Origin of the sequence: Clostridium sp. HGF2, from assembly GCF_964240115.1 — a bacterium.
Lineage (GTDB): Bacteria > Bacillota_I > Bacilli_A > Erysipelotrichales > Erysipelotrichaceae > Clostridium_AQ > Clostridium_AQ innocuum.
This window is the reverse complement of record NZ_CAXSSO010000008.1, coordinates 77,903-99,065: the sequence shown is the minus strand read 5'-3', so window position 1 is coordinate 99,065 and position 21,163 is coordinate 77,903. Positions and strand designations below refer to the sequence as shown.

General features: G+C 46.6%; 19 protein-coding genes and 1 other RNA gene. 3 read left to right on the top strand and 17 right to left on the bottom strand.

Annotation, left to right across the window (positions count from 1 at the left end):
- Positions 1-17 precede the first annotated feature (17 nt).
- From ACESPQ_RS14320 to ACESPQ_RS14270, 11 genes are all read right to left on the bottom strand, one after another.
- Positions 18-1,676: a ribonuclease J gene (locus ACESPQ_RS14320; protein WP_002608891.1), complete on the bottom strand. Its 1,659-nt coding sequence runs from the start codon at positions 1,674-1,676 to the stop codon at positions 18-20.
- A gap of 201 nt (positions 1,677-1,877) precedes the next feature.
- Positions 1,878-3,314: a tRNA (N6-isopentenyl adenosine(37)-C2)-methylthiotransferase MiaB gene (gene miaB, locus ACESPQ_RS14315; protein WP_002608890.1), complete on the bottom strand. Its 1,437-nt coding sequence runs from the start codon at positions 3,312-3,314 to the stop codon at positions 1,878-1,880.
- A 73-nt stretch (positions 3,315-3,387) separates the two neighbouring features.
- Positions 3,388-3,561 (bottom strand): 4Fe-4S binding protein, encoded by a 174-nt coding sequence (locus ACESPQ_RS14310; protein WP_002608889.1) that lies wholly within the window; start codon positions 3,559-3,561, stop codon positions 3,388-3,390.
- 149 nt (positions 3,562-3,710) lie between these two features.
- A complete protein-coding gene (locus ACESPQ_RS14305; RefSeq protein ID WP_002608888.1) occupies positions 3,711-4,496 on the bottom strand; it encodes a TIGR00282 family metallophosphoesterase in 786 nt (261 codons plus the stop codon).
- Between the two features lies 1 nt (position 4,497).
- Complete coding sequence (gene rny, locus ACESPQ_RS14300; protein ID WP_002608887.1) at positions 4,498-6,051, bottom strand: ribonuclease Y; 1,554 nt, start codon at positions 6,049-6,051, stop codon at positions 4,498-4,500.
- Between the two features lie 152 nt (positions 6,052-6,203).
- Positions 6,204-7,256 carry a recombinase RecA gene (recA, locus tag ACESPQ_RS14295; protein ID WP_002608886.1) on the bottom strand — a complete coding sequence of 351 codons (1,053 nt, stop codon included), beginning with the start codon at positions 7,254-7,256 and terminating at the stop codon, positions 6,204-6,206.
- 32 nt (positions 7,257-7,288) lie between these two features.
- Positions 7,289-7,750 (bottom strand): CinA family protein, encoded by a 462-nt coding sequence (locus tag ACESPQ_RS14290; protein ID WP_109770168.1) that lies wholly within the window; start codon positions 7,748-7,750, stop codon positions 7,289-7,291.
- A 2-nt stretch (positions 7,751-7,752) separates the two neighbouring features.
- Positions 7,753-8,343, bottom strand: a complete 591-nt coding sequence (gene pgsA, locus ACESPQ_RS14285) for a CDP-diacylglycerol--glycerol-3-phosphate 3-phosphatidyltransferase (RefSeq protein WP_040004957.1) — start codon at positions 8,341-8,343, stop codon at positions 7,753-7,755.
- Complete coding sequence (locus tag ACESPQ_RS14280) at positions 8,327-9,271, bottom strand: helix-turn-helix domain-containing protein (protein WP_109770172.1); 945 nt, start codon at positions 9,269-9,271, stop codon at positions 8,327-8,329. The genes pgsA and ACESPQ_RS14280 overlap by 17 nt, the downstream gene beginning before the upstream one ends.
- A gap of 315 nt (positions 9,272-9,586) precedes the next feature.
- Positions 9,587-9,929, bottom strand: an RNA gene (gene rnpB, locus ACESPQ_RS14275) — RNase P RNA component class B.
- 7 nt (positions 9,930-9,936) lie between these two features.
- Complete coding sequence (locus ACESPQ_RS14270; RefSeq protein ID WP_373144510.1) at positions 9,937-10,260, bottom strand: DivIVA domain-containing protein; 324 nt, start codon at positions 10,258-10,260, stop codon at positions 9,937-9,939.
- 312 nt (positions 10,261-10,572) lie between these two features.
- Between ACESPQ_RS14270 and ACESPQ_RS14265 the strand changes: the two genes are divergently transcribed.
- The 3 genes from ACESPQ_RS14265 (at position 10,573) to ACESPQ_RS14255 (ending at position 17,373) form a co-directional block, all read left to right on the top strand.
- Positions 10,573-13,224, top strand: a complete 2,652-nt coding sequence (locus ACESPQ_RS14265; protein ID WP_002608881.1) for a transglycosylase domain-containing protein — start codon at positions 10,573-10,575, stop codon at positions 13,222-13,224.
- 158 nt (positions 13,225-13,382) lie between these two features.
- Complete coding sequence (gene recU / locus ACESPQ_RS14260) at positions 13,383-13,973, top strand: Holliday junction resolvase RecU (RefSeq protein ID WP_074748109.1); 591 nt, start codon at positions 13,383-13,385, stop codon at positions 13,971-13,973.
- Complete coding sequence (locus tag ACESPQ_RS14255; protein WP_118002363.1) at positions 13,942-17,373, top strand: transglycosylase domain-containing protein; 3,432 nt, start codon at positions 13,942-13,944, stop codon at positions 17,371-17,373. Before recU ends, ACESPQ_RS14255 begins: the two co-directional genes overlap by 32 nt.
- Before the next feature lie 239 nt (positions 17,374-17,612).
- Here ACESPQ_RS14255 and nth read toward each other — a convergent pair whose 3' ends face one another.
- The 6 genes from nth to rsfS all read right to left on the bottom strand — a co-directional run bounded on the left by nth (position 17,613) and on the right by rsfS (position 21,162).
- Entirely contained in the window at positions 17,613-18,260 is a 648-nt protein-coding gene (gene nth / locus ACESPQ_RS14250) for an endonuclease III (RefSeq protein ID WP_002608878.1), read from the bottom strand.
- Positions 18,260-18,796: a DnaD domain-containing protein gene (locus ACESPQ_RS14245; protein WP_002608877.1), complete on the bottom strand. Its 537-nt coding sequence runs from the start codon at positions 18,794-18,796 to the stop codon at positions 18,260-18,262. The genes nth and ACESPQ_RS14245 overlap by 1 nt, the downstream gene beginning before the upstream one ends.
- Before the next feature lies 1 nt (position 18,797).
- Positions 18,798-19,256, bottom strand: coding sequence for a hypothetical protein (locus ACESPQ_RS14240; protein WP_109770178.1), 459 nt, complete (start codon positions 19,254-19,256; stop codon positions 18,798-18,800).
- A 180-nt stretch (positions 19,257-19,436) separates the two neighbouring features.
- The gene (locus ACESPQ_RS14235; protein ID WP_109770180.1) at positions 19,437-20,117 is read right to left on the bottom strand and encodes a 5'-methylthioadenosine/adenosylhomocysteine nucleosidase; all 681 of its coding nucleotides are present in this window, start codon (positions 20,115-20,117) and stop codon (positions 19,437-19,439) included.
- Positions 20,114-20,827 carry a class I SAM-dependent DNA methyltransferase gene (locus ACESPQ_RS14230; RefSeq protein WP_373144509.1) on the bottom strand — a complete coding sequence of 238 codons (714 nt, stop codon included), beginning with the start codon at positions 20,825-20,827 and terminating at the stop codon, positions 20,114-20,116. The genes ACESPQ_RS14235 and ACESPQ_RS14230 overlap by 4 nt, the downstream gene beginning before the upstream one ends.
- Positions 20,824-21,162, bottom strand: a complete 339-nt coding sequence (rsfS, locus tag ACESPQ_RS14225; protein WP_109770184.1) for a ribosome silencing factor — start codon at positions 21,160-21,162, stop codon at positions 20,824-20,826. Before rsfS ends, ACESPQ_RS14230 begins: the two co-directional genes overlap by 4 nt.
- Position 21,163 lies beyond the last annotated feature (1 nt).

Here is a 21,163-nt window from a genome sequence, read left to right as displayed (position 1 = left end):
TCCCTTCTTTTATCGTCCTATATATTGATTTCCAGAATCACCGGCAGCACCATCGGCCGTTTACCGGTTTCCTTTGAAAGATACTTGCTTATTTTCTCACGGGCCTCTCCGCGCACGGTCAGATTGTCATAGCGTTTTTCCTTGACTGCCGTTTCAATGCATTTCTCCATGATATTGCCGACCTCCTTGATGATGTAATCCGCATCCTTCAGGTAGATCAGACCACGCGTCTGCACATCCGGTCCGTTGATAACTTCCTTTGTCTTATGACTGACACCGACACCGATAATCATGACACCGTCCGTGGACAGCACCTCACGATCCTTCAACACCACACCGGTGACATCCCAGTTTTCTTTACCGTCAATCAGGGTATCCTCCAGCTCCAGATGCTCTGCGACACTCTTTAAAATTTTCTCCTCAAACTGGGCAACCTGTCCGTTTTCCAGAATCAGGATACGGTCCGGGGAGTAGCCCATCTTGCTTGCCAGATTGGCATTCACAAACAGGTGACGGTATTCACCCTTGACCGGAATATAATATTTCGGCTGGAACAGATACAGCATCATCTTCAAATCCTCACTGCTTGGATGCATGGACAGCACCGTCTTGGAATCCAGCGTAAAAATTCTGCCGCCTTCCTTGTAAATTTCATTTTCCATGCTGTTCGCATCCAGCTCGGTACCACTGACAATCGGTGATGCGACAATGATTGTATCCGTCTTGCGGAAGCTCACAAACTTATCCTCATGATTGGCGATGTTGGACATTGTACGGAACAGATTCTTTCCATTTCCCGTAATCAGAACTACAACATCCTCCATATCGTCTTTAAAGTCCTTTTCTTTTACTTCCATCTCTCTTGGAACATGGTAGTATTTCACCAGCTCCAGCTGATGGAGCAGCTCGCGCATCCCTTTATCGTGGAAGAATATTTTTCGGTTATATTTCTTCGCCAGCTCGATAATCTCAATAATGCGAAACAGACTTTGTGAGTACGATGAAATGAGGATACGGCTGTGACTCGCTTCAAAAATCGGCTCAATCAGATTGGTGATACGATGCTTTGGTGCCGTATGACCGATGCGGTCTGCGGATTGTGATTCCGAAAGCAGACAGAGCACACCGCGTTTTCCGATATCGCTCAGCTCATTCAGATCACACAAATACTCCTGCTGCAGCATATCGTAATCAATAATGAACTCACCGGTGTAAACGATATAGCCCTGATCCGTTGTGATAGCCAGTCCGAAATTATCCGGAAAGGCATGCGTCATTGGGAAGGTGCGCACCTTCACTCCGCCTATCGTCTGTTTGCTTGCACGTTTCATACGGTGAATCTTAACGTTCTTAATGCCTTCCTTTTTCAGCATATCGTGAATGATGTTTGCCGTCAGATTTCCAGTATACACCGGAACATTGATCTGCTTCAGCAGATACGGCAGAGCCGCTACGACATCATCATGCGCATGCGTGATAAAAATCCCTTTGACCCTGTCCTTGTTTTGAATCAGATAGGAGAAATCCGGTATAATGAATTCCACTCCCAGCTGATCCGATTCCGGATACTTCAATCCGGCTTCAATAATAAATATGGCTTCATTGACTTCGACAACGTACATGTTCTTGCCGTTTTCGTCAAGTCCGCCAAGCGCAAAAATGCGTACTTGATCCATAATCTAAATACCTCCGTTTTTATTGTTATTATGATGATCGTATTTCTATGCAATAAGGAATATTGAACCCCATGATAAACTATTCCTATTATACCATTAGTTCCATGAAAAAAAACAAAAATATGCCCTTCTCATAAGAAAATTACGCCCATACGACCTATTTTATCATATTTTGACAAGAAAAAAAGTGATTTCTCACTTTTATATCTGTTCTCCATCCAGTGAAAATGTTTTGCAGGCCGTAATTTTCACTGAAACGATATCCCCGCTCTGTGCAGTCGTCCGCCTGAAATTCACCAGCTTATTGGTTTCCGTGTACCCGCTGAACACTTCCGGATTCTTCTTGCTTTCACCATCCACCAGTACCTTGACAACACTTCCCAGATATTCCTCGTTCTTTTCACGCGCATACAGGTTCCAGCGCTCATTCAGCTCCTGCAGACGGCGCTGCTTAACCGCTAGCTCAACATTATCCGCCATGGATGCCGCAGGCGTCCCCTCCCGCGGCGAATAGATAAAGGTAAAGGCATTATCAAACCGGCATTCGTCCACCAGAGACAACGTGTTTTGAAACTGCTCCTCTGTTTCATTTGGAAAGCCGACGATGATATCGGTAGAGATCGCACAATATGGAATCCGTTCCTTAATCTTGTGGAATAACGTCAGATACTGTTCTCTGGTATAGCGTCTTCCCATGATTTTCAGGATATCGCTGTCCCCGCTTTGTACCGGCAGATGAATAAACGGCATGATGTTATCATAGCGTGCAATCACATCTATCATCTCATCCGTAAAGTCCCACGGGTGACTCGTCGTGAAGCGGATGCGCTCGATTCCTATCTTTGCCGTTTCCTCCAGCAGTCCTGCGAAACCGCCTTCCATATGCAAATCCTTTCCATAGGAATTGACATTCTGGCCAAGCAGCGTGATTTCCTTGAAGCCCTCTGCTTTCAGAATGCGTACCTCCTCCAGAATATCCTCCATCATACGGGAGCGTTCCTTCCCCCGGGTATATGGCACAATGCAGTATGTACAGAACTTATCGCAACCGTACATGATGTTTACCCATGCCTTATGCTTGCCAAAGCGGCGAACCGGCAGATTTTCAATAACATCCCCCTCTTTGGAAAGCACCTCAACACTGCGATTTCCATTCACCATGACATCATACAGCAGCTCCGGAAGACGGTGAATGTTATGGGTGCCGAAAATCAGATTCACATGACGATACGTTTCCAGCAGCTTGGCAACAACATCCTCCTCCTGTGCCATGCATCCGCACAGTCCAAACAGCAGGTCCGGCTTCTTGCGTTTCAAGCGCTTCAGGGAGCCGATTTCCCCCAGTACCTTATCCTCCGCATTTTTTCGGATAGCGCATGTATTCATCAGAATCAGATCCGCATCCTCGGGATGCTCCACCGCAGTGAAATTCATCTCCTCCAGAATGCCCGCCAGTGTTTCACTGTCCCGTTCATTCGCCTGACAGCCATACGTGCGCAGATAATATTTCTTTCCCTGTCCCAGCAATCGAATCTGCTCCGGTATCTGAAACAGCGATTTCTCAATGACGGCTTCCTTGGTTGTTCTTACCTGGGCATCCTTCAGATTGGGAAGTGCCCATCCCGGTTGTTTTTTCATAATCAAACTCCTATCTATATAAGCCATCCACGATGGCGGACTTACTTAAAAAAACCAAGCTGATTGGCTTGGTTTACTGAGAGATTGCAGAAACTGGACAAGCGCTTACGCATGATCCACAGTCAATACAAGTTCCTTCATCACATACGGATTTACCATCATCGTTCATGCTCAGAGCACCAACCGGGCAAACACCTACACATGCACCACAACCGATGCAAGTATCTACATCTACTTTAACTGCCATTGTTTATTCCTCCTTTACAACCTCCTCTATTATACCATATACCCGTCGCAGTGCAAGCTTTTCACTATGAAAAAGATGTGAATTTTTCTACATCCTTCACAGTTGAATCACACACCGCAGGTAAAGAAAAAGCCGTGAATTACACGGCTTTAGCATTCTGCTTGTTCGGGACGAATCTGGATACGTTCTATGTGTATTGCCTTTCTTGCGGTCTCATCAATACGAACCACGGCACCACACAGAATTCCCGGACCATCCGCTATTTTAAACTTCGTTTTCTCATTCGTTGTAAAGCGTGTCAGTATCTCCTGTACATCCCGCCCCAACACACTGGTATAGGCACCGCACATCCCCAGATCGGTGATGGCCGCTGTTCCGTATACCAGACGCTCGTCTGCCGTCTGAACATGCGTGTGGGTTCCCACAACCGCCTGCACACGTCCGGCAAACTGATAGGTAAAGGCGATCTTCTCGCTGGTTGTTTCCGCATGCAGATCAACCAGATAAATATCCGCATCAATGTCATTCAGGATATCCTCCATGCAGAAGAACGGAGAATCCACAACGTTATTCATCCAGACCTCACCGCAAAGATTGGTGATGGCAACGCGCATGCCGTTGACCTTTACAACAACGGTATGCTGCCCATATTCCAGCGGCTCCATATTGGCTGGGCGAACCATGCGGTCTGCCTCCTCAATAAACTGATAAATATCATTTTTGGAGAAGGTATGATTTCCCATGGTGCATACATCAATGCCCATGGCAAGCAGCTGATGATAAATCTTTCTGGTAATGCCCTTACCATGTGCCGAATTTTCAGCATTGGCAACGACCAAATCGATTTCATACTGCTCCTTCAGCCGCGGCAACTGCTCCCGCACACACTCTCTTCCAACGGAGCCGACAATATCTCCAAGAAACAGAATATTCATGCTACTTCGCCAGTTCGCAGGCTCTGGTTTCACGAATGACCGTCACCTTGATCTGTCCGGGGTATGTAAGCTCAGCTTCAATCTTATCCTTGATATCACGGGCCAGCTTATGGCATCCCAGATCATCCATCTTCTCCGGCACCGCCATTACGCGAACCTCGCGTCCTGCCTGAATAGCATAGGCGCTGTCTACCCCATCGAAGGACTTCGTGATTTTCTCAAGCTCCTCCAGACGATTGATGTAATTCTGCAGGGCTTCATAGCGCGCACCCGGACGGGCTGCGGAAATCGTATCCGCTGCGATAACCAGATTGGAAATCAAGAACTGCGGTTCCACTTCCCCATGGTGTGACTGGATGGCATTTAAGACAACCTCACGCTCTCCATGCTTCTTACAGAACTTGTAGCCCAGCTCGATATGACTGCCCTCGACTTCAAAGTCCAGTGCCTTTCCGATATCATGCAGAAGACCTGCACGCTTCGCCAGCTGCTGGTTCAAGCCCAGCTCTGCTGCCATCATACCGGTAAGGTGAGCAACCTCCATACTGTGCTGCAGTGCATTTTGTCCATAAGAGAAACGATACTTCAAACGTCCGATCAGACGAATGATTTCTCGATCGATTCTGCCGATGCCAAGCTTGAAGACGGTATCCTCACCGGTCTTCATGATATTGGTATCCATTTCCTTCTTGATTTTGTGTACAACCTCTTCAATGCGTCCAGGCTGAATACGTCCGTCCTTGATCAGATGCTCCAGAGCCAGTCTTGCGACCTCTCTTCGAATCGGGTCAAAGCAGGAAACGGTAATTGTTTCCGGAGTATCATCAATGATCAGATCAACACCGGTTGCCTGTTCAATCGCCTTGATATTTCTACCTTCACGACCGATGATTCTTCCCTTCATTTCCTCACTTGGCAGTGATACGACGGATACGGTGCGATCCACCGCCTCATCAGAGGAAATCCGCTGAATACTGAGAGCGACGATATTGCGTGCCTTTTCATCCGCAATGGACTTCGCTTCCTCTTCCTTTTCTTTAATATATGCCATCGTTTCTTTTTCCATACGCTTTTCTGTGATGGCCATCAGTTCTTCTCTTGCTTCGGCAGTTGTCAGGGAAGCAACACGCTCCAGCTCCTCTACCTGCACATCAATTTTTTCCTGTAATTCTTTATCTTTTTTATCTAGCATTGCCATTTTGTCAGCTAACTGCGCACTCTTCACATCGATCTGCTTTTCTTTGCTGGTCAACGTTTCATCACGGAAATTCAGGTTGTCTTCTCTGCGCAGCAGTTTGTTTTCCATGTCGGTCACTTCCTGCTTGCGTTCCTTAATTTCCTTCTCAGCCGCAATCTTTAATTCATGAGCTTGTGTACGACCATCCAGCACTGCCTGTTTTACCATGGAATCGGCTTTTGTTTCCGCTTCCTTCAACAGCATGGATGCCTTTTGCTGATCTTTATTTAAACCCGCCTTGGAGATAATCACCATGATTACCACACCAATGGCAAGACCTGTCAACACAGACAAAAAGATGATAAGTGGATTATCCATACCACAATTCCTCCATTCGTCTTTCTCAGAGAGTTTTCTCTCTGTATTATATTGTACATAATTTTCACATTTTTCTCAACAAAAAAGCGCACTTTTCACAAAAATGCGTGAATTTATGTAAGTGTTTCCATATTTACAGAAAAAGAAGAAGCCTATGCTTCCTCCTTTTTCTCCTCACTTACTTCAGCTTTCTGCGGTGCGGTTTTCTCTCGCAGCTTTGCGCCGAGCTCCTCCATCAGTGCAGGGTTGCTCTTGATAAAGGTCTTGGCAGCTTCCTTGCCCTGTCCGATTTTCTCGCCGTTATAGGAGAACCATGCTCCGCTTTTCATAACGATATCATGATCCACACAAAGATCCAGCAGCTCTGCCACATAAGAGATTCCCTCACCATACATAATTTCAATCTGTGCAACCTTAAACGGAGGTGCAACCTTATTCTTTACAACCTTGACGTTCACCTTGTTACCGATGATATCCGTACCGTTCTTGATGGCCTCACTGCGTCGGATATCCAGACGTACAGAGGAGTAGAATTTCAGCGCTCTTCCCCCCGGCGTCGTTTCCGGATTTCCAAACATGATGCCGACCTTTTCTCGCAGCTGGTTGATAAAGATAGCCGTACATTCACTGCGGTTCATAATACCGCTCAGCTTCCGCATGGCCTTGGACATCATACGGGCCTGCAAGCCGACATTTGCATCCCCCATCTCACCGTCCAGCTCAGCCTGCGGCACCAGTGCCGCAACGGAATCGACAACAACCAGATCGATTGCACCGCTCTTGATCAGCATTTCTGTAATATCCAGCGCCTGCTCTCCGCTGTCCGGCTGGGAAAGAATCAAATCATCGATATTGACACCAAGATTCTTGGCGTAGGTGGGATCAATGGCATTTTCCGCATCGATAAAGGCTGCGCGTCCGCCCTTTTTCTGTACCTCCGCAATGGCATGCAGAGCCAGCGTTGTCTTACCACTGGACTCCGGGCCGTAGATTTCCACGATTCGCCCCTTTGGATAGCCACCGATTCCCAATGCCTCATCCACCTTGATGGACCCGGAGGATATAGCATCGATTTCCACAGAAGCACGATCTCCAAGCTTCATAATGGAGCCTTTTCCAAACTGTTTTTCAATCTGCTTTAATGTATCATCCAGCAGATTCTTTTTCTTTGTGTCCTTATCCTGGGACTTTTTCTCTTTTTCCATTCATTTCTCCTTTTTCCAATTATATTTACGAATCAGCATGCATCCAGAAAACGGATGACCTGCTTTCCCATTTCCTCAACGAGTTTTTTTCTCAATGCATTGCGCTCCATCGTCAGATGAAATTCATAAACCTCACAGCGGTGCCGGTCTGCAATCGCACAATAAACCAGACCTGCCGGCTTCCCCTCCAGGGTGTCCGGCCCCGCATTACCGGTAAAGGATACACACAGATCGACATCCAGCAGCAGTCTTGCCTTTTCCGCCATCTCTTTTGCGCAGGGTGCACTGACAACCCCGTATTTCTCTACAATTTCTTCACGCACATGCACAACATTGACCTTGCATTCGGTCCAATAGGTGACAATACCACCTTTTAAAACAGCAGAAGCACCACTGACTTCTGCTATTGTACTTACGAACAGACCGGCAGTCAGACTCTCACAGCTGCCAATGGTCAGCCTGTCCTTTTTCAGGCGTTCGATCAATGCCTTCATATTTACATTGTCTCCATGACAATATCCTTCAGCTTCAGGAAATACTCTGCTCCGCTTGCCACCGACACCGCCACTGCCGCATAAAACAGAATATCAGCGACAGGAAGTGATACAAACGCAAACGGCAGGTTGTTCAACAGCAGAAAGATGATGGCGAACATCTGCAGCACCGTTTTCGCCTTGCCCATCATACCGGCAGCAACCACCTTGCCCTTGGCACTGGCATTCATACGCAGTCCATCCACGATCATATCCCGCCATATCATAATCAGCACAAATACCGCAGGTACCACACCGTCCACTGCAAACAGGATGAACATCGTATTCACCAGCAGCTTATCCGCAATCGGATCGATAAATTTCCCGAAGGAGGTAATCAGATTGTGCTTTCTTGCGATATATCCATCCAAGTAATCGGTAAAGCTCGCAATTGCAAACAGAATCAGTACAAGCAGTGCCGTCATGCTGACAGCAATATGCTCACCGCTCACATCAGCACCAAAGGCCTCCGGCAAATCTGTAAACAGATAGATACAGGCGATAACCGGAACCAGTACGATGCGAAACATCGACAGCTTATTTGGAAGATTCATCACTGTCACCCGCAATCGTAAACTCCAGTGTGATGGCACCGCTGGAATTCACAATGGAATCATCCAGCTTTACATTCTTGTCATTGATCTTTAACTGTGTATTATACATATAGCCGACATAAAGCTCTAGCTTCATGCCCTTTTTCGCCTTCACTGTTCCTTCTGCAGAGGATTTGTATTCGTATACCTGTGCCTTTGGCTCATCCAGCACCTTGCCGTCAACACTGGCGCTGAATCCGGAGGAGCTTCCTGCAAAGGTTACTTCAAACTTCAGATCCTCCCCGTCCTTCAGATTTTCAATGGTGTAATGGGTCGCATCGGTTTTGGATATACTGATTTCCTTTTCCTCTTCCTTCTGCTGTCCCTCTTCCTCTTTCTTTTCGTCGCTGCTCGGATACTTATTCGTACCGTTTTCCGTCTGCTCCGGTGCAGTTGGCTGCGCATTATTCGCTGTTTTCCCCTTACCTGCATCCGATTTCAGAAATACGACAAACGCAAACATGATAACGATTGCCACGACTGCCACAATGGCAATCAGGGATACCAGAGACATATCCGGCTTGCGAAACCGTCGCTTCTGCCTCGTTTTTACATTCGCTGTGGAAACCTTGCTTAGCTTTTCCGACTTTGCAATATTCTTTTCAATTTCCTCATGGTTGATCTGTGCCGAAGTCGTAAAGGTCATGGTATAGTCATTGACATCCTTCCGCAGTTCATCCTTGATATCCTCAAAATCCAGTCCGAGCACATCACAATAGGACTTTACAAAGAAGCGCAGATAAGACAGATCATCATGAAAAAAGCTGATGTTTCCTTCCTCCAGCGCTTTTATATGTTTCTGAGTCAGGCGTGTCTGATCACTCACCTCTTCGATGGTCAGGCCCAGCTCTAATCTTTTCTCTTTTAACAGTCTACCGATTTCTTCCATAGAGCACCTCTTTATATATATCAATCTGTCACATATCAGTATGAACAGTTTTCATAATCTCTATTATTATATCAGCCAAATTCTTTAATGTAAATGAAACGTTCACAAAATTCGTCTTTCACTTTTTTATCCCATAAATCTCTCATTTTCATACCGGAATCACGAAAAAAGGATACATGGAAATATCTCATCATCGTACGCTTTATCCAGCATGCGCTTTGCTTGTTTATGCAGGCCTGTAAAAGACATTTTTCCTGCATACGAATACTCAGAGAAATGAAAAAGCGAAGGACGCGCCTTCGCTGCTTGCTTCCACTGCATAAGCCATGTTCTGTACTCTCTTGCGAAAGTGGCAGTCATTTATCTACGTGTTTCCACGTTCCGATCACTGGCTTCGTTTCGCCGTGATCAGATTCCCCTACCAAATTTGGGTTTCTCGCTTGCGGGGTTTACCCGTTCCATCTTTCCGGTTTCCCGAAAAGCTCGTCTCTGTGGCACTTTTAAAGGAGTCCGCCATAGCTTTCACCACAGGCCTTCTCCAGCCGTCAGCTTACGCTGCCTGGATTTATCGTTTCATCCAGCACAAACACTACATCCATCACAGAATGTGCGAGCATGGACTTTCCTCTGACCTTACGGCCAGCGACTGCCGCAGAAGAAGCAGTTTATTTTTTACTGGCAAATACCGCGTTTTCCAGCCGGGTCAGACGCTTCAGAATATCCACATTGCCATTTGCAGCAGCGCTTTCCTCCTGAACAGCTCCCTGTTTCCCTTCCAGCTCGATGATTTTCGCCTTCATGGCAGCAATCTGCTTTTCATATTCCTGCAGACGCTCCCCCAGATTCTCAATCATGGCATCATATTCCTGATAATCATTGATGACAAGATCCAGAAACTCATCCACTTCTACGGATGAATATCCCTTGAAATCTATATTAAACTGTTTATTCAATACATCTACCACTTTTAGCTTGAATCTTTTTTCCATGAATTTCACCTTCCACTTACATAGTTTCTCAGAATTTCCAGAAAAAAGCAAGGGAAAATTACACAAACGCACACTTTCCTACGTTTCGACATACACGTGTATTATTATAAGGTTGCCGCAGGCACACTGTGGAAGCGTCGGACGATGTGATTTCTATGTGAAAATTCAAACGATTTTCTTAAAGCGGTGGAAATCGTTTGTAAAATTGTTTATAGTAGATTATGATATAGGATGTGTAAATGACACAATCATAACTTTAAATATCTGACACACTGATCGTGTGCATTCGATACGACAAGGAGGAAACATCATATGGATAAAAAGCAACAGCCAAAGGCAGTCCGCAGGAAATCAGGACAGGGCGGTGGAAGGATATTCCGCAGCATTGTCATCGTTTTTCTGGCACTGGTACTGGTCGGAGGGGTTTCCGTATTCTTCATGCTGAGCACGATTGTCGGCTCTGTGGATACGGATGATATGGCGGATAAAATCGTCAATCGGGAGCCATCGACATTTTATGCGGCAGACGGTACGAAAATTTATGAATGGGGCGGTGTCAGCCGGGAAAATGTCACCTACAAGCAAATTCCCCAGTCTACGATCGATGCCTTTCTGGCAATCGAGGATTCCCGTTACTTTTCCCATAACGGATTCGATCTTCCCCGCTTCATTTCCAGTGCTTTATTCAATGTAAAGTCCGGAAGCTTTGCGCAGGGCGGTTCCACACTGACCATGCAGACCATCGACAACTTCATCATGAAGCCGGAAGAGGAAAAGGCCGAAAAAGAGGGCAAGACATATTCCGCGTTGGAAAAAGTAGAACGTAAGGTACAGGAAATCTACATGAGTATGAGTCTGGAAAAGGACCTGTCCAAGGAAGAAATCATTACGAAGTATCTGAATGAAATCAATTTCGGTGACAGTGCCCGCGGTATTCAAAAGGGTGCTGAATATTATTTTGGTAAGAATGTTGAGGAATTAAATCTGGCGGAAAGTGCCTTTCTAGCCGGTGTCATCAACGCACCAAACAGCTATAATCCCTACCGTGGCTACGACAAGAGCACCGGTGATAACTTCTATCAGTATGCGAGTGAGCGTAGAGATGAAACACTGAATCTGATGCTGAAGCACGGCTATATTACGGAAACCGAATACAAGCTGGCAAAAAGCACAAAGCTGGCATTCCAGCTGACCGGAGAGAAGAAAAAATCATCTGCCGGCTCTGATAAATATTACGACTATGTATATGAAGCTGCGAAGGAAGTACAGGCGCTTACCGGAGAGGATCCTGCACTTGTTCCCATGAAAATCTATACATCCCTGGATATCCATGCACAGGATCATGCCAATGAATTATCCAGCGGTAGGTCTGTCGAATTCTTCTCGGACAGCAATTTCCAAATCGGATTCACTGTTTTAAACAATCAGACCGGCGAAATCGTCGCCGTTTCCGGAGGCAGAGGCGATGTGGAATCCAAGACCTATTTGAATCGCTATACAGAGCCGAAGAGTGTTGGCTCCACCATCAAGCCGCTGCTGGATTATGCGCCAACCTTTGATAAGCTGGGATGGGCTACCTCCCGTGTCATGGAGGATAAGCCGCTGAATCTCACCGGATGGTCTGTACAGAACTCCGATGGCAATTTCTATGGAAAGGTCAGCCTAGAGCGTGCTGTATCCAAGTCCCTGAATACGATTGCCGTGCAATCCCTGCAGGCTCTTCTGGAGAGTGAAGGACAGGATGCAATGATTCAGTATCTAAAGAATTTAGGCTTCAGTGATTCGGTTGCCGATGCCTTCAGTCTTCAGTATTCCATCGGTGGTGCGGAAATGAAGGGCTCCACAACGCAAATGGCAGCTGCCTATGCAGCCCTGGCTAATGGCGGCTATTATATTGAACCGCACATGGTCACAAAGGTGGAATATAAGGATGAATCCAGAACCTTCGACAACAAGCCGAAGAAAACGCGCGTCATGTCCGAGCAGGCAGCTTATATGATGAGTGATCTGCTGTACAAGGCAGTAAACGGCAAAACAAAGGGTGAAAACCTGATGGGTTCCCTTGGCTTCGGCGCCTATCCTGTCTATGGTAAGACAGGTACCAGTGACTGGGCCGACTTGGGTGTGGCATACGGTATTCCCGTTCTCGCAATGAAGGATGAATGGATGATAAATTATACAAGCGAATACACAATCGCGACCTGGTCAGGCTTTGATGCAGCAAAGGAAGGCGCATATTTCACAATGGATATGATTAACGCAAATATCCCCGGCTGGATCAACAAATCCATGCTGGATACCATCAGTTCCAACGCTGTTCGTATTCAACAGCCGGATGGCATCAGCTCCTATGGCGGCGGTCTGATCAAGACAGAATGGCTCTCTTCGGCAGCAAAGAACAACCCGATGACAGAACAAAATGCGAATGTCACCAACAGCAAGCTGGAAGCGGCAATATCCAGTGCTGCAGGCATGAATGCAGATGATTATACGGCGGAAAGCTATGCCAAGCTGAAGGAAGCTCTGGATGCGGCACGAAAAGTGATGGCGAACTCTGCGGCAACACAGGAGGAAATCGATGCGGCACGAAGTGCATTGGAAGCCGCCATGCAGGGACTTGTAAAGAAAGAGGAAACACCGAAGACGGATACCTCGGCACTGAGCTCGGCCCTGAACAGTGCGCAGGGCTATGTGGATACCACCAAATATCAAAGCGATAAGGTTGCGGCTTTGCAAAGTGCAATCAGCAGCGGTAACAGTGTGCTCGCGAATAAGGACAGTACGCAGGAACAGATTGATGCGGCGACCGCTGCCATCAATACAGCTGTGCAGAATTGTATCAGCTCCCCTGTGCAAACCACACCACCGCCGGATACCGGTGGCGACGCAAACAACGGCAACGGTACAACACCTCCTTCGGACAATACCCAGAACAACCAGAATAATCAAACACCGGCACCATAAAGCAGGACAGGATCGATTTATGATCCTGTCTTTTATTCTTTACCTTTATAAAAGTAAATTTTTCCAACAACATTGCCCGCAAAAGTAGAAATAAGAAGGAAATTTGTATATAATAGAAAAAGGTGATAAATGTGATAGGATATCCAAATAGAAAAGTGATGCCGACACCAGCCGTTAAAGCCCAGGATAACCACATGGGAAGAGGGATGTCGTTGGAGAATGATTTGAATGATTCCAATGCATATTACTGCAGCTGCGATCGTGCATTGATACATAAGAAGCCGACACCAATACAGGTTGTCAAGGTTGATTACCCTGAGCGCAGTGCCGCCAAAATTACGGAAGCCTATTATAAAACACCAAGTACAACAGATTACAACGGTATCTATCGTGGAAGAGCTATCGATTTTGAAGCAAAGGAAACAAGGCAGAAGACCTCGTTCCCCTTCAAAAGCATTCATCCACATCAGATTGAGCATTTAAAAAAGGTGATACAGCATGGAGGAATCGGATTTTTCATTATCCGTTTCACCTGCTTCGAAGAAACCTATCTGATCGATGCCGCAATACTGATTGACATGTACTATGAGGGAGAACGCAAATCGATATCTTACATGAAAGTGAAGGAAGTAGGTTCCCTTATCCGTATGGGTCTGACACCGAGATTATGTTATCTTGATAACGTCGATGCCCTGTACTTCAAGGAGGAAAAATCATATGGAACAAAATCCAAACGAGGAAACGGTTGATGTGAATGCATCACCGCAGCAACCAGAAGCAAAGGACACCTTAGAAACAACAGATGACATGGATTCACAGGCTTCTGTGAAAGCGGAAGGCTCCACGGAAGCAGATAGGTCAGCTTCAAAGGAAAAGGAAGCAGTACCGGTTGAGACAGCATTGGAGACTGAACCTGCACAGGATACAGAAAAAGCCCCAGTCAACGCTGATACGAAAGCTGAAGCGACGGAAAATGATACTGATGAAGAAAAAACGTCAGCCACAACAGAAGTATCCGATGCAGCAGCTGCAAAGACAGAAGCTGGTGCAGAAGGAATGCCGTCTGATTTCAACACCGCAGAGAATGCTTCTGCAGATACAACCGTTTCTGAGGAGGCTACCCCTGCAGAAGGCACTCCAGAAGCAAGCCTGGAAGAAGACGTCGCTTCTGAAGATGAACCTTTATCAGAGCAAGCTGTGCAGGAGCCTGTTTCAGCAGAAGCCGTCAACACGGACATACTGAATGAGGAAGCTATCCCTGCAGAGGACACTCCAGAAGCAAGCCTGGAAGAAGACGCCTCTTCTGAGGATGAGACTTTATCAGAGCAAGCTGTGCAGGAGCCTGTTTCGGCAGAAGTTGTCAACACAGACATACTGAATGAGGAAACGCTTGTCAGTGCGGAAGCTGAGGAAGCAGACTCTGCCAATCGTAAAAAGAAGCCTGAGAAAAATAAAGGAAAGCTGAGCAGAGGGCGTAAAATCGTCAACGGCATTATCATTGCTTTTCTGACAATCGCCTTACTTGGCAGCGGGACAGGTGCTTATCTGCTTTACCACATCGCACATAAGGCTGATCCTGATGGAATGGTAGAAAAGATGAAAAGTGACGAGCCGTCTGTTTTCTATGCAAGTGACGGTAAGACAATCATCGGAGAGCTGGGAGAAGAAAGCCGCGAAAACATCACCTATGAACAGGTTCCGCAATCAACAATTGATGCTTTTCTGGCTATCGAGGATTCCCGTTTTTATTCTCATAACGGATTTGACCTTCCCCGTTTTATCTCCAGCGCATTCAACAATATGAAATCCGGTGACCTTTCACAGGGAGGCTCTACGCTGACCATGCAGACGGTCGACAATTTCATCATGAAGCCTGTGGAAGACAAGATGCAGAAGGAAGGAAAATATTTCAGCACCAAGGAAAAAATCGAACGCAAAATTCAGGAAATTTATCTGAGCATGTGTCTGGATGACGAATTGAGCAAGGAAGACATCATGACAAGATACCTGAATCAGATCAACTTCGGTCAGCATACCCGTGGAATCCAAAAAGGTGCACAATATTACTTTGGCAAAAACGTAGAGGATCTGAACCTGTCGGAAAGTGCTTTCCTCGCCGGCGTTATCAATGCGCCAAACAGCAACAATCCCTACAACGGCATCATCGATGGTGACAATTACTATCAGCAGGCAATGAAGCGGCGGGATGAAACACTGTATCAAATGCTGAATCACGGCTACATAACAGAGACAGAATACAAGCTGGCAAAAGCAACAAAGCTGGCGTTTCAGGTTGCCGGAGAGCCGGATGCTGCTGAACTGGACCCTTATAAGGACTATGTGCGTGCAGCGGCGGATGAAATCATCGATAAATACGGGGTTGATCCGGCTACAACGCCAATGAAGGTATACACAGCACTGGACATCAATGCACAAAAGGCCGCAAACAAGGCATCCAGCGGAAAGGTCGTCGGCTTAACCGATAACAAGTATTATCAAATCGGCTTTACTGTTCTGAATAACAAAAACGGTGAAGTTATCGCTGTGAGTGCAGGCAGAACCGACATCAAATCCGCAGACGGTCAGGTGCATTTCCGTTTCCGTGAGCCGCATCAGCCGGGTTCCAGTATCAAACCGATCTTTGATTACGCTCCATCCTTTGATAAAATTGGTTACTGTACCTCCCGTGTATTTGTAGACAAGGCAATCAGCTTCGGTAACTGGAATGTTATCAATGCAAACGGTACATACAATGGCAAGGTATCCATGGAGCGTGCGATTGCACAGTCTTTGAACACCCCAGCGGTCAATACCTTTGATGCCCTGTTAAATCGCGTTGGCTATGATGAAATGATCAGCTATGCCAAGAAAATGGGCTTTGATCCGGATGTCGCAAAGAACATGGATATTCAGTATTCCATAGGGGCTTCCGGTATGATGGCCTCCCCTACCGAAATGGCTGCGGCTTATGCGACACTAGCAAATGGCGGCACCTACAATGAGGCACATATGGTACGGAAAATCGTATACAAAAACGAAGATAAAACCATCAAGGCAAAGGTTCAAACACATCAGCCGCTATCTCCGCAGGCTGCCTACATGACCAGCGATCTGCTTTACCGTGCAATTTTCGGGAAAGACAGTGGTTGGAATTTAATGAGCCGTTTAGGCTTTGGTGCCTATCCGGTATATGGAAAGACTGGAACGAGTGACTGGGCGGATGATGCCTGGAAGTATGGCGGCCCTATGAAGGATGAATGGATGATCAATTACACAAGCGAATACACCATCGCTACGTGGAGCGGCTTTGACAGCGGTATTGAGGGCAAACCTACATATATCAGCGAAGAAATACTGAATGCCAATATTCCGGGCTGGATCAACAAATATATGCTGGACAGCATCGCAACCGGAAATGAGCATATGATATCCAGTCCGGGCGGCATCAGCAGCTATGGCGGCGGTATGATCAAGTCCGAATGGCTGGCAACTGCCAAGCAGAACAATCCATTAACAATCGCTAATTCCAAAACAAACAATAAGGCATTGAAATCTGCAGTAAGCTCTGCCAAGGGTATGAAATCCTCTGATTATACGGCGGAAACCTACAGCAAGCTGCAGGCGGCAATTGCAGCTGCGGAAAAAATTCTAAAGGATGATATGGCTCCACAGGAGGATATTGATAAGGCGAAGGCAGATTTGCAGGCAGCCTTGAACGGTCTGGTATCCAGCGCAAATAAGAGCAGTCTGAATGCTGCCCTTACCAAGGCGGCAGGCATCAATACCTCTCTGTATACACCAGAGAGCATCCATGCATTAAACGCTGCCGTAAACAGCGCAAAATCAGTCTATGACAATAAAAAATCCACACAGGCACAAATTGATGCACAAACCTCTGCCGTGAACAATGCCATCAACACGCTGGTACAGAAGCCGGTGATCAGCCGTGATGCATTAAATGAAGCAATCAATAAAGGAAACGCCATCAACCGTAACTCCTATACGGTAGAAAGTGTACTTCAATTTGACAGTATATTGAATACTGCAAAAACAGTATACGGCGATGCAAATGCCACACAGGCACAGATTGATGAACAGACAGCTAAGGTAAACGCTGCCCTGACAGAGGTCTTAAAGCCTGCGCAATAAATGCAGATAATAGTAGAAAAGGATGATTCTTAGAACCATCCTTTTTCTTCTCTCTTTCAAACAGCTGCACCTTACACGCAGATTATGCATTGTCTGGGATACACAATGCTCCGCACATCTGCGCTCAGTATCAGCCTAGCAATAAATACCGGCAGCTTGCCATGTTTCATATTCTATATGTTATTATGGAGTACCAAGGTTTCATCTGATTCAAAAAAAACGACCCGCAATGGATCGTTTTATGCCTTTTTGGAATTCCGATATGCTTCCAGCTTATCCTTTTTACAAAACTCCTTAAACGGACATTCCTCACATTTCGGATTTCGTGCTGTACAGAAATATCGCCCGAAGAAGATAAAGAGATGATGAGCGCGGTTCCAGCGTTCCCGCTTCAGCTTGCGCTTTAATTTCTGTTCTACGACTTCTACACTATCCTGCACCTTAGCAAGCCCCAGTCGCTTGGAAATGCGTTCTACATGCGTATCCACTGCAATGCTGGGAATATCAAAGCAGACACTGCGAACGACATTGGCAGTCTTACGGCCAACTCCTGCCAGAGAGGTCAGCTCCTTCATGCTTTCCGGAACAACACCGTCAAAGGATTCCAGCAGTGATCTGCTGAGGTTCTGAATGGAGCGCGCCTTGTTGCGGTACAGGCCGATTCTTCGTATCTTATCCTCAATGTCGCGTATATCCGCCTCCGCCATCGCCTGCGGTGTTCCAAAGGCTTCAAACAGGGCAGGCGTCACTTTATTGACCGCCGCATCTGTCGTCTGTGCAGACAATACAACAGCCACCAGCAATTCAAATGCATTTCTGTGCTCCAGCTCACAATGGGCATCCGGAAACATCTCTTCCAGTATATCCAGAATTTCATCCGTTGTCATCAGCGCTCTCCCCCTTCGTATTTCTCAGCTGTCATACCGCGGTTTTTCCATTCCACCAGAATACGCTCTATGTAATCAAAGCTTTTATGATCGTAGGTCAGCGCTTCGCGCAGCGCATAACAGATCAGCTTCTGCTCATAGTCCTTCAGCCAGTCAGCCATGCGCTGCAGCTCCATCTGTGACAGCGGTCTGCCAAACTCCGATTCAAACAGATCGAATAAGGACTGATCAAACGCCAGACTCTTTTCACTGTTATCCGCAAAAACACCATCAATATTAAACAGGATTTTTCCGTTTTGAAACTGCAGCGCCAGATAGCCCTTGGCACTTAAATGAGAAAGGATATCATCAATTTCATCGGAATCCTTTTTCAGCTTATCTGCCAGAATCCCATGTGTGATCGGTATCTGATACTCATTCATAAAATCAATCATCAAAACCACCATGATTTCCTCAATGGTAAGACTCAGCTCCTTCAAATGATCCAAAATCCAGTCCCTGCGGTTGATACAACGCTCATTCCACCACTTTTCCATATTATGCTTCTCCCTTTTTCAGATAATAGACTTCCTTCAGACTGTCATAATCCAGCAGAATCTCTCCGGCCGAGCAATCCACAACATACACCGGATTATCATATCCATACCCAAGTGCAACCTGTATTTCCTTTGCGCCATAGCGCTTCTGCACTTCCTGCTTTACCTTATCCGTCTGCTCCGTATCCTTTTTTCTGGATACGATTGCCTTCCCTTTATCATTAAACCAGACGTAATTGTCCGCATCCTCCCCCACATAGGTAATGTAATAGAATGCATCACGCCGCAGATTTTTTATTTCCTTATACGTATCCCGGATGGCACTCATTTGTTCATCAATTTTTTCTTCATATTTACGGGATGGCCCGCTGATAAAAATCGAGGATTCCACAAGCAGTACAATAGCCAGTACAGCAAGCAGTCCGATACTTATCGCCAGCGATTTTCCATTGATTTTCATTTCGTACCTCCTTTTCACTTCTGTCTTTTATTATACACAGTTTTAGAGGATTTGTCTTGAAAAACCCTCTCCGTTTCCCAAAACAGCTGCTTTTCCCGCCGACCTTATCATTATACCAGAATTCGCTATCCCTGCCCATGCGACAGAAAGAATTGTAAGAAAAAAGACGGGCTTTCCGTCTTATGCCATGCGTTTCATCAGCTCTCTGCAGAAGCTTGCACTGCGCAAGGAGGCATGCTTAACATAGGTCATGAAATCCATGTGAGAATCCTTTTGATGTGCAACATCGGAAAGTGAGCGCAGAACAACAAAGGGAATATGGTAGTGAGCGCATACCTGTGCAATCGCACCGGCTTCCATCTCCGCACAAACCGCATCCGGAAACAGCTCATTCAGCCGTTGCAGCTGCGTTTCCTGTGCAATGAACTGATCTCCACTTGCCACCAAGCCGCGATGCACCACTACCTCCAGCTGCTTTAAGGCCTGCTCGCATATATCTCCAAGGTCCTGATCCGCTTCAAAATACAGACCGATTCCCTCAGCTCCATCCACAGGACTCGTATCATAATCATGCTGAACGACCTGTGTGCTGATAACGGCATCCAGAATGCTCTGCTGTGGCAGCAGACCTCCGGCTGTCCCGATATTGACGATACAATCAATCGAAAAATGCTCCAGCAGAATCGTCGTTGCCATACCTGCATTTCCTTTACCGACACCGCTTTTCATCACCAGCAGCTCTTTGCCTTCCAGTGTTCCCTTGTCAAAGTCGATACCACTTTGAATCAAATGCTCATGACTTTCCATAATGGATACGATGGCATCCACTTCCTTATCCATTGCTGCAATCACTGCAATCATTGTATACCTCCTGCTTTCGTGCAGATATAAAACTGCTTTTCTCCCTCACAGATTCCCACCTGTGTGAAATCCGTATAGACCTCCACCTGAAAGCCGGCGTTTTTTAATTCCGCAAGAATCCAGGCAGGCTCATAAACTCTTTGCTCATGCTGTTCCAGTGTCACACGTCCTTCACTATCATAAAAAGCGAAATTCTGATAAATCCGGTCATCCTCACTGGCAATGGTCCACTGGTATTCCAGCTCCTTAACTTGCCCCGCTTCATTGTATTCCTCTGCAAATTCCTCCAAACGATCCATGGAGTGCATATCCACAAGAAAAACACCGTTCTCGCACAGATGCTGATAGGCGCCCTGAAACAACGCACGCACCTGCTCGTCCTTTAACAGATAATTGAAGCTGTCGCACAGACAAAGGATACCGTCATAGCTTTTATCCGTATGCAAATCACACATATCCATAACGCTCCATGACACCCGCTCACTGCCGCGCTTCTTCTTTGCTTCCTCAATCATGGCAGCGGAAAGATCACTCGCATCAACGTGGTAGCCCTCCTGCGCAAGAGCGATGGTAATTTCCCCGCTCCCGCAGGCCAGCTCCAGCAGCTCTGTTCCCCGGATATGCGCCTTGACAAGCTCCACCCAGCAGGCTGTCGCCTCATCATCCTTAACCAGCGCATCGTAGACATGCGCCAGCAGCTCATACATCATAATGAAAAATCCTCATGCGGCAGATCGGCATACAGCTTCTCCAGCTGGAAATGGTCACGCTCCTCATTCATGAATACATGAACGACGATACTGTTTAAATCAACCAGCACCCAGCGGGATTCACTGTTCCCTTCCATCGCACGAATTTCGTATCCGTATTCACGAACACGCTCCTTGATATTATCGGCAATCGCATGTGTCTGCCGTACACTCGGCGCACTGCAGATCACAACGTGATCGATAAAGGGATTCAGCTCGCGAAAATCATACAGCAGTGGGCGTTCCCCCTTCTTTTCATCAACTGCCTTTTGTACAATACTCAATAATTCATCCATA

Bases quoted from the DNA above. Each gene is read 5' to 3' on its own strand.
- ACESPQ_RS14320 (WP_002608891.1), bottom strand. From the start codon at position 1,676: ATGGATCAAGTACGCATTTTTGCGCTTGGCGGACTTGACGAAAACGGC.
- miaB (WP_002608890.1), bottom strand. From the start codon at position 3,314: ATGAAAAAACAACCGGGATGGGCACTTCCCAATCTGAAGGATGCCCAG.
- ACESPQ_RS14310 (WP_002608889.1), bottom strand. From the start codon at position 3,561: ATGGCAGTTAAAGTAGATGTAGATACTTGCATCGGTTGTGGTGCATGT.
- ACESPQ_RS14305 (WP_002608888.1), bottom strand. From the start codon at position 4,496: ATGAATATTCTGTTTCTTGGAGATATTGTCGGCTCCGTTGGAAGAGAG.
- rny (WP_002608887.1), bottom strand. From the start codon at position 6,051: ATGGATAATCCACTTATCATCTTTTTGTCTGTGTTGACAGGTCTTGCC.
- recA (WP_002608886.1), bottom strand. From the start codon at position 7,256: ATGGAAAAAGAGAAAAAGTCCCAGGATAAGGACACAAAGAAAAAGAAT.
- ACESPQ_RS14290 (WP_109770168.1), bottom strand. From the start codon at position 7,750: ATGAAGGCATTGATCGAACGCCTGAAAAAGGACAGGCTGACCATTGGC.
- pgsA (WP_040004957.1), bottom strand. From the start codon at position 8,343: ATGAATCTTCCAAATAAGCTGTCGATGTTTCGCATCGTACTGGTTCCG.
- ACESPQ_RS14280 (WP_109770172.1), bottom strand. From the start codon at position 9,271: ATGGAAGAAATCGGTAGACTGTTAAAAGAGAAAAGATTAGAGCTGGGC.
- ACESPQ_RS14270 (WP_373144510.1), bottom strand. From the start codon at position 10,260: ATGGAAAAAAGATTCAAGCTAAAAGTGGTAGATGTATTGAATAAACAG.
- ACESPQ_RS14265 (WP_002608881.1), top strand. From the start codon at position 10,573: ATGGATAAAAAGCAACAGCCAAAGGCAGTCCGCAGGAAATCAGGACAG.
- recU (WP_074748109.1), top strand. From the start codon at position 13,383: ATGCCGACACCAGCCGTTAAAGCCCAGGATAACCACATGGGAAGAGGG.
- ACESPQ_RS14255 (WP_118002363.1), top strand. From the start codon at position 13,942: ATGGAACAAAATCCAAACGAGGAAACGGTTGATGTGAATGCATCACCG.
- nth (WP_002608878.1), bottom strand. From the start codon at position 18,260: ATGACAACGGATGAAATTCTGGATATACTGGAAGAGATGTTTCCGGAT.
- ACESPQ_RS14245 (WP_002608877.1), bottom strand. From the start codon at position 18,796: ATGGAAAAGTGGTGGAATGAGCGTTGTATCAACCGCAGGGACTGGATT.
- ACESPQ_RS14240 (WP_109770178.1), bottom strand. From the start codon at position 19,256: ATGAAAATCAATGGAAAATCGCTGGCGATAAGTATCGGACTGCTTGCT.
- ACESPQ_RS14235 (WP_109770180.1), bottom strand. From the start codon at position 20,117: ATGATTGCAGTGATTGCAGCAATGGATAAGGAAGTGGATGCCATCGTA.
- ACESPQ_RS14230 (WP_373144509.1), bottom strand. From the start codon at position 20,827: ATGATGTATGAGCTGCTGGCGCATGTCTACGATGCGCTGGTTAAGGAT.
- rsfS (WP_109770184.1), bottom strand. From the start codon at position 21,162: ATGGATGAATTATTGAGTATTGTACAAAAGGCAGTTGATGAAAAGAAG.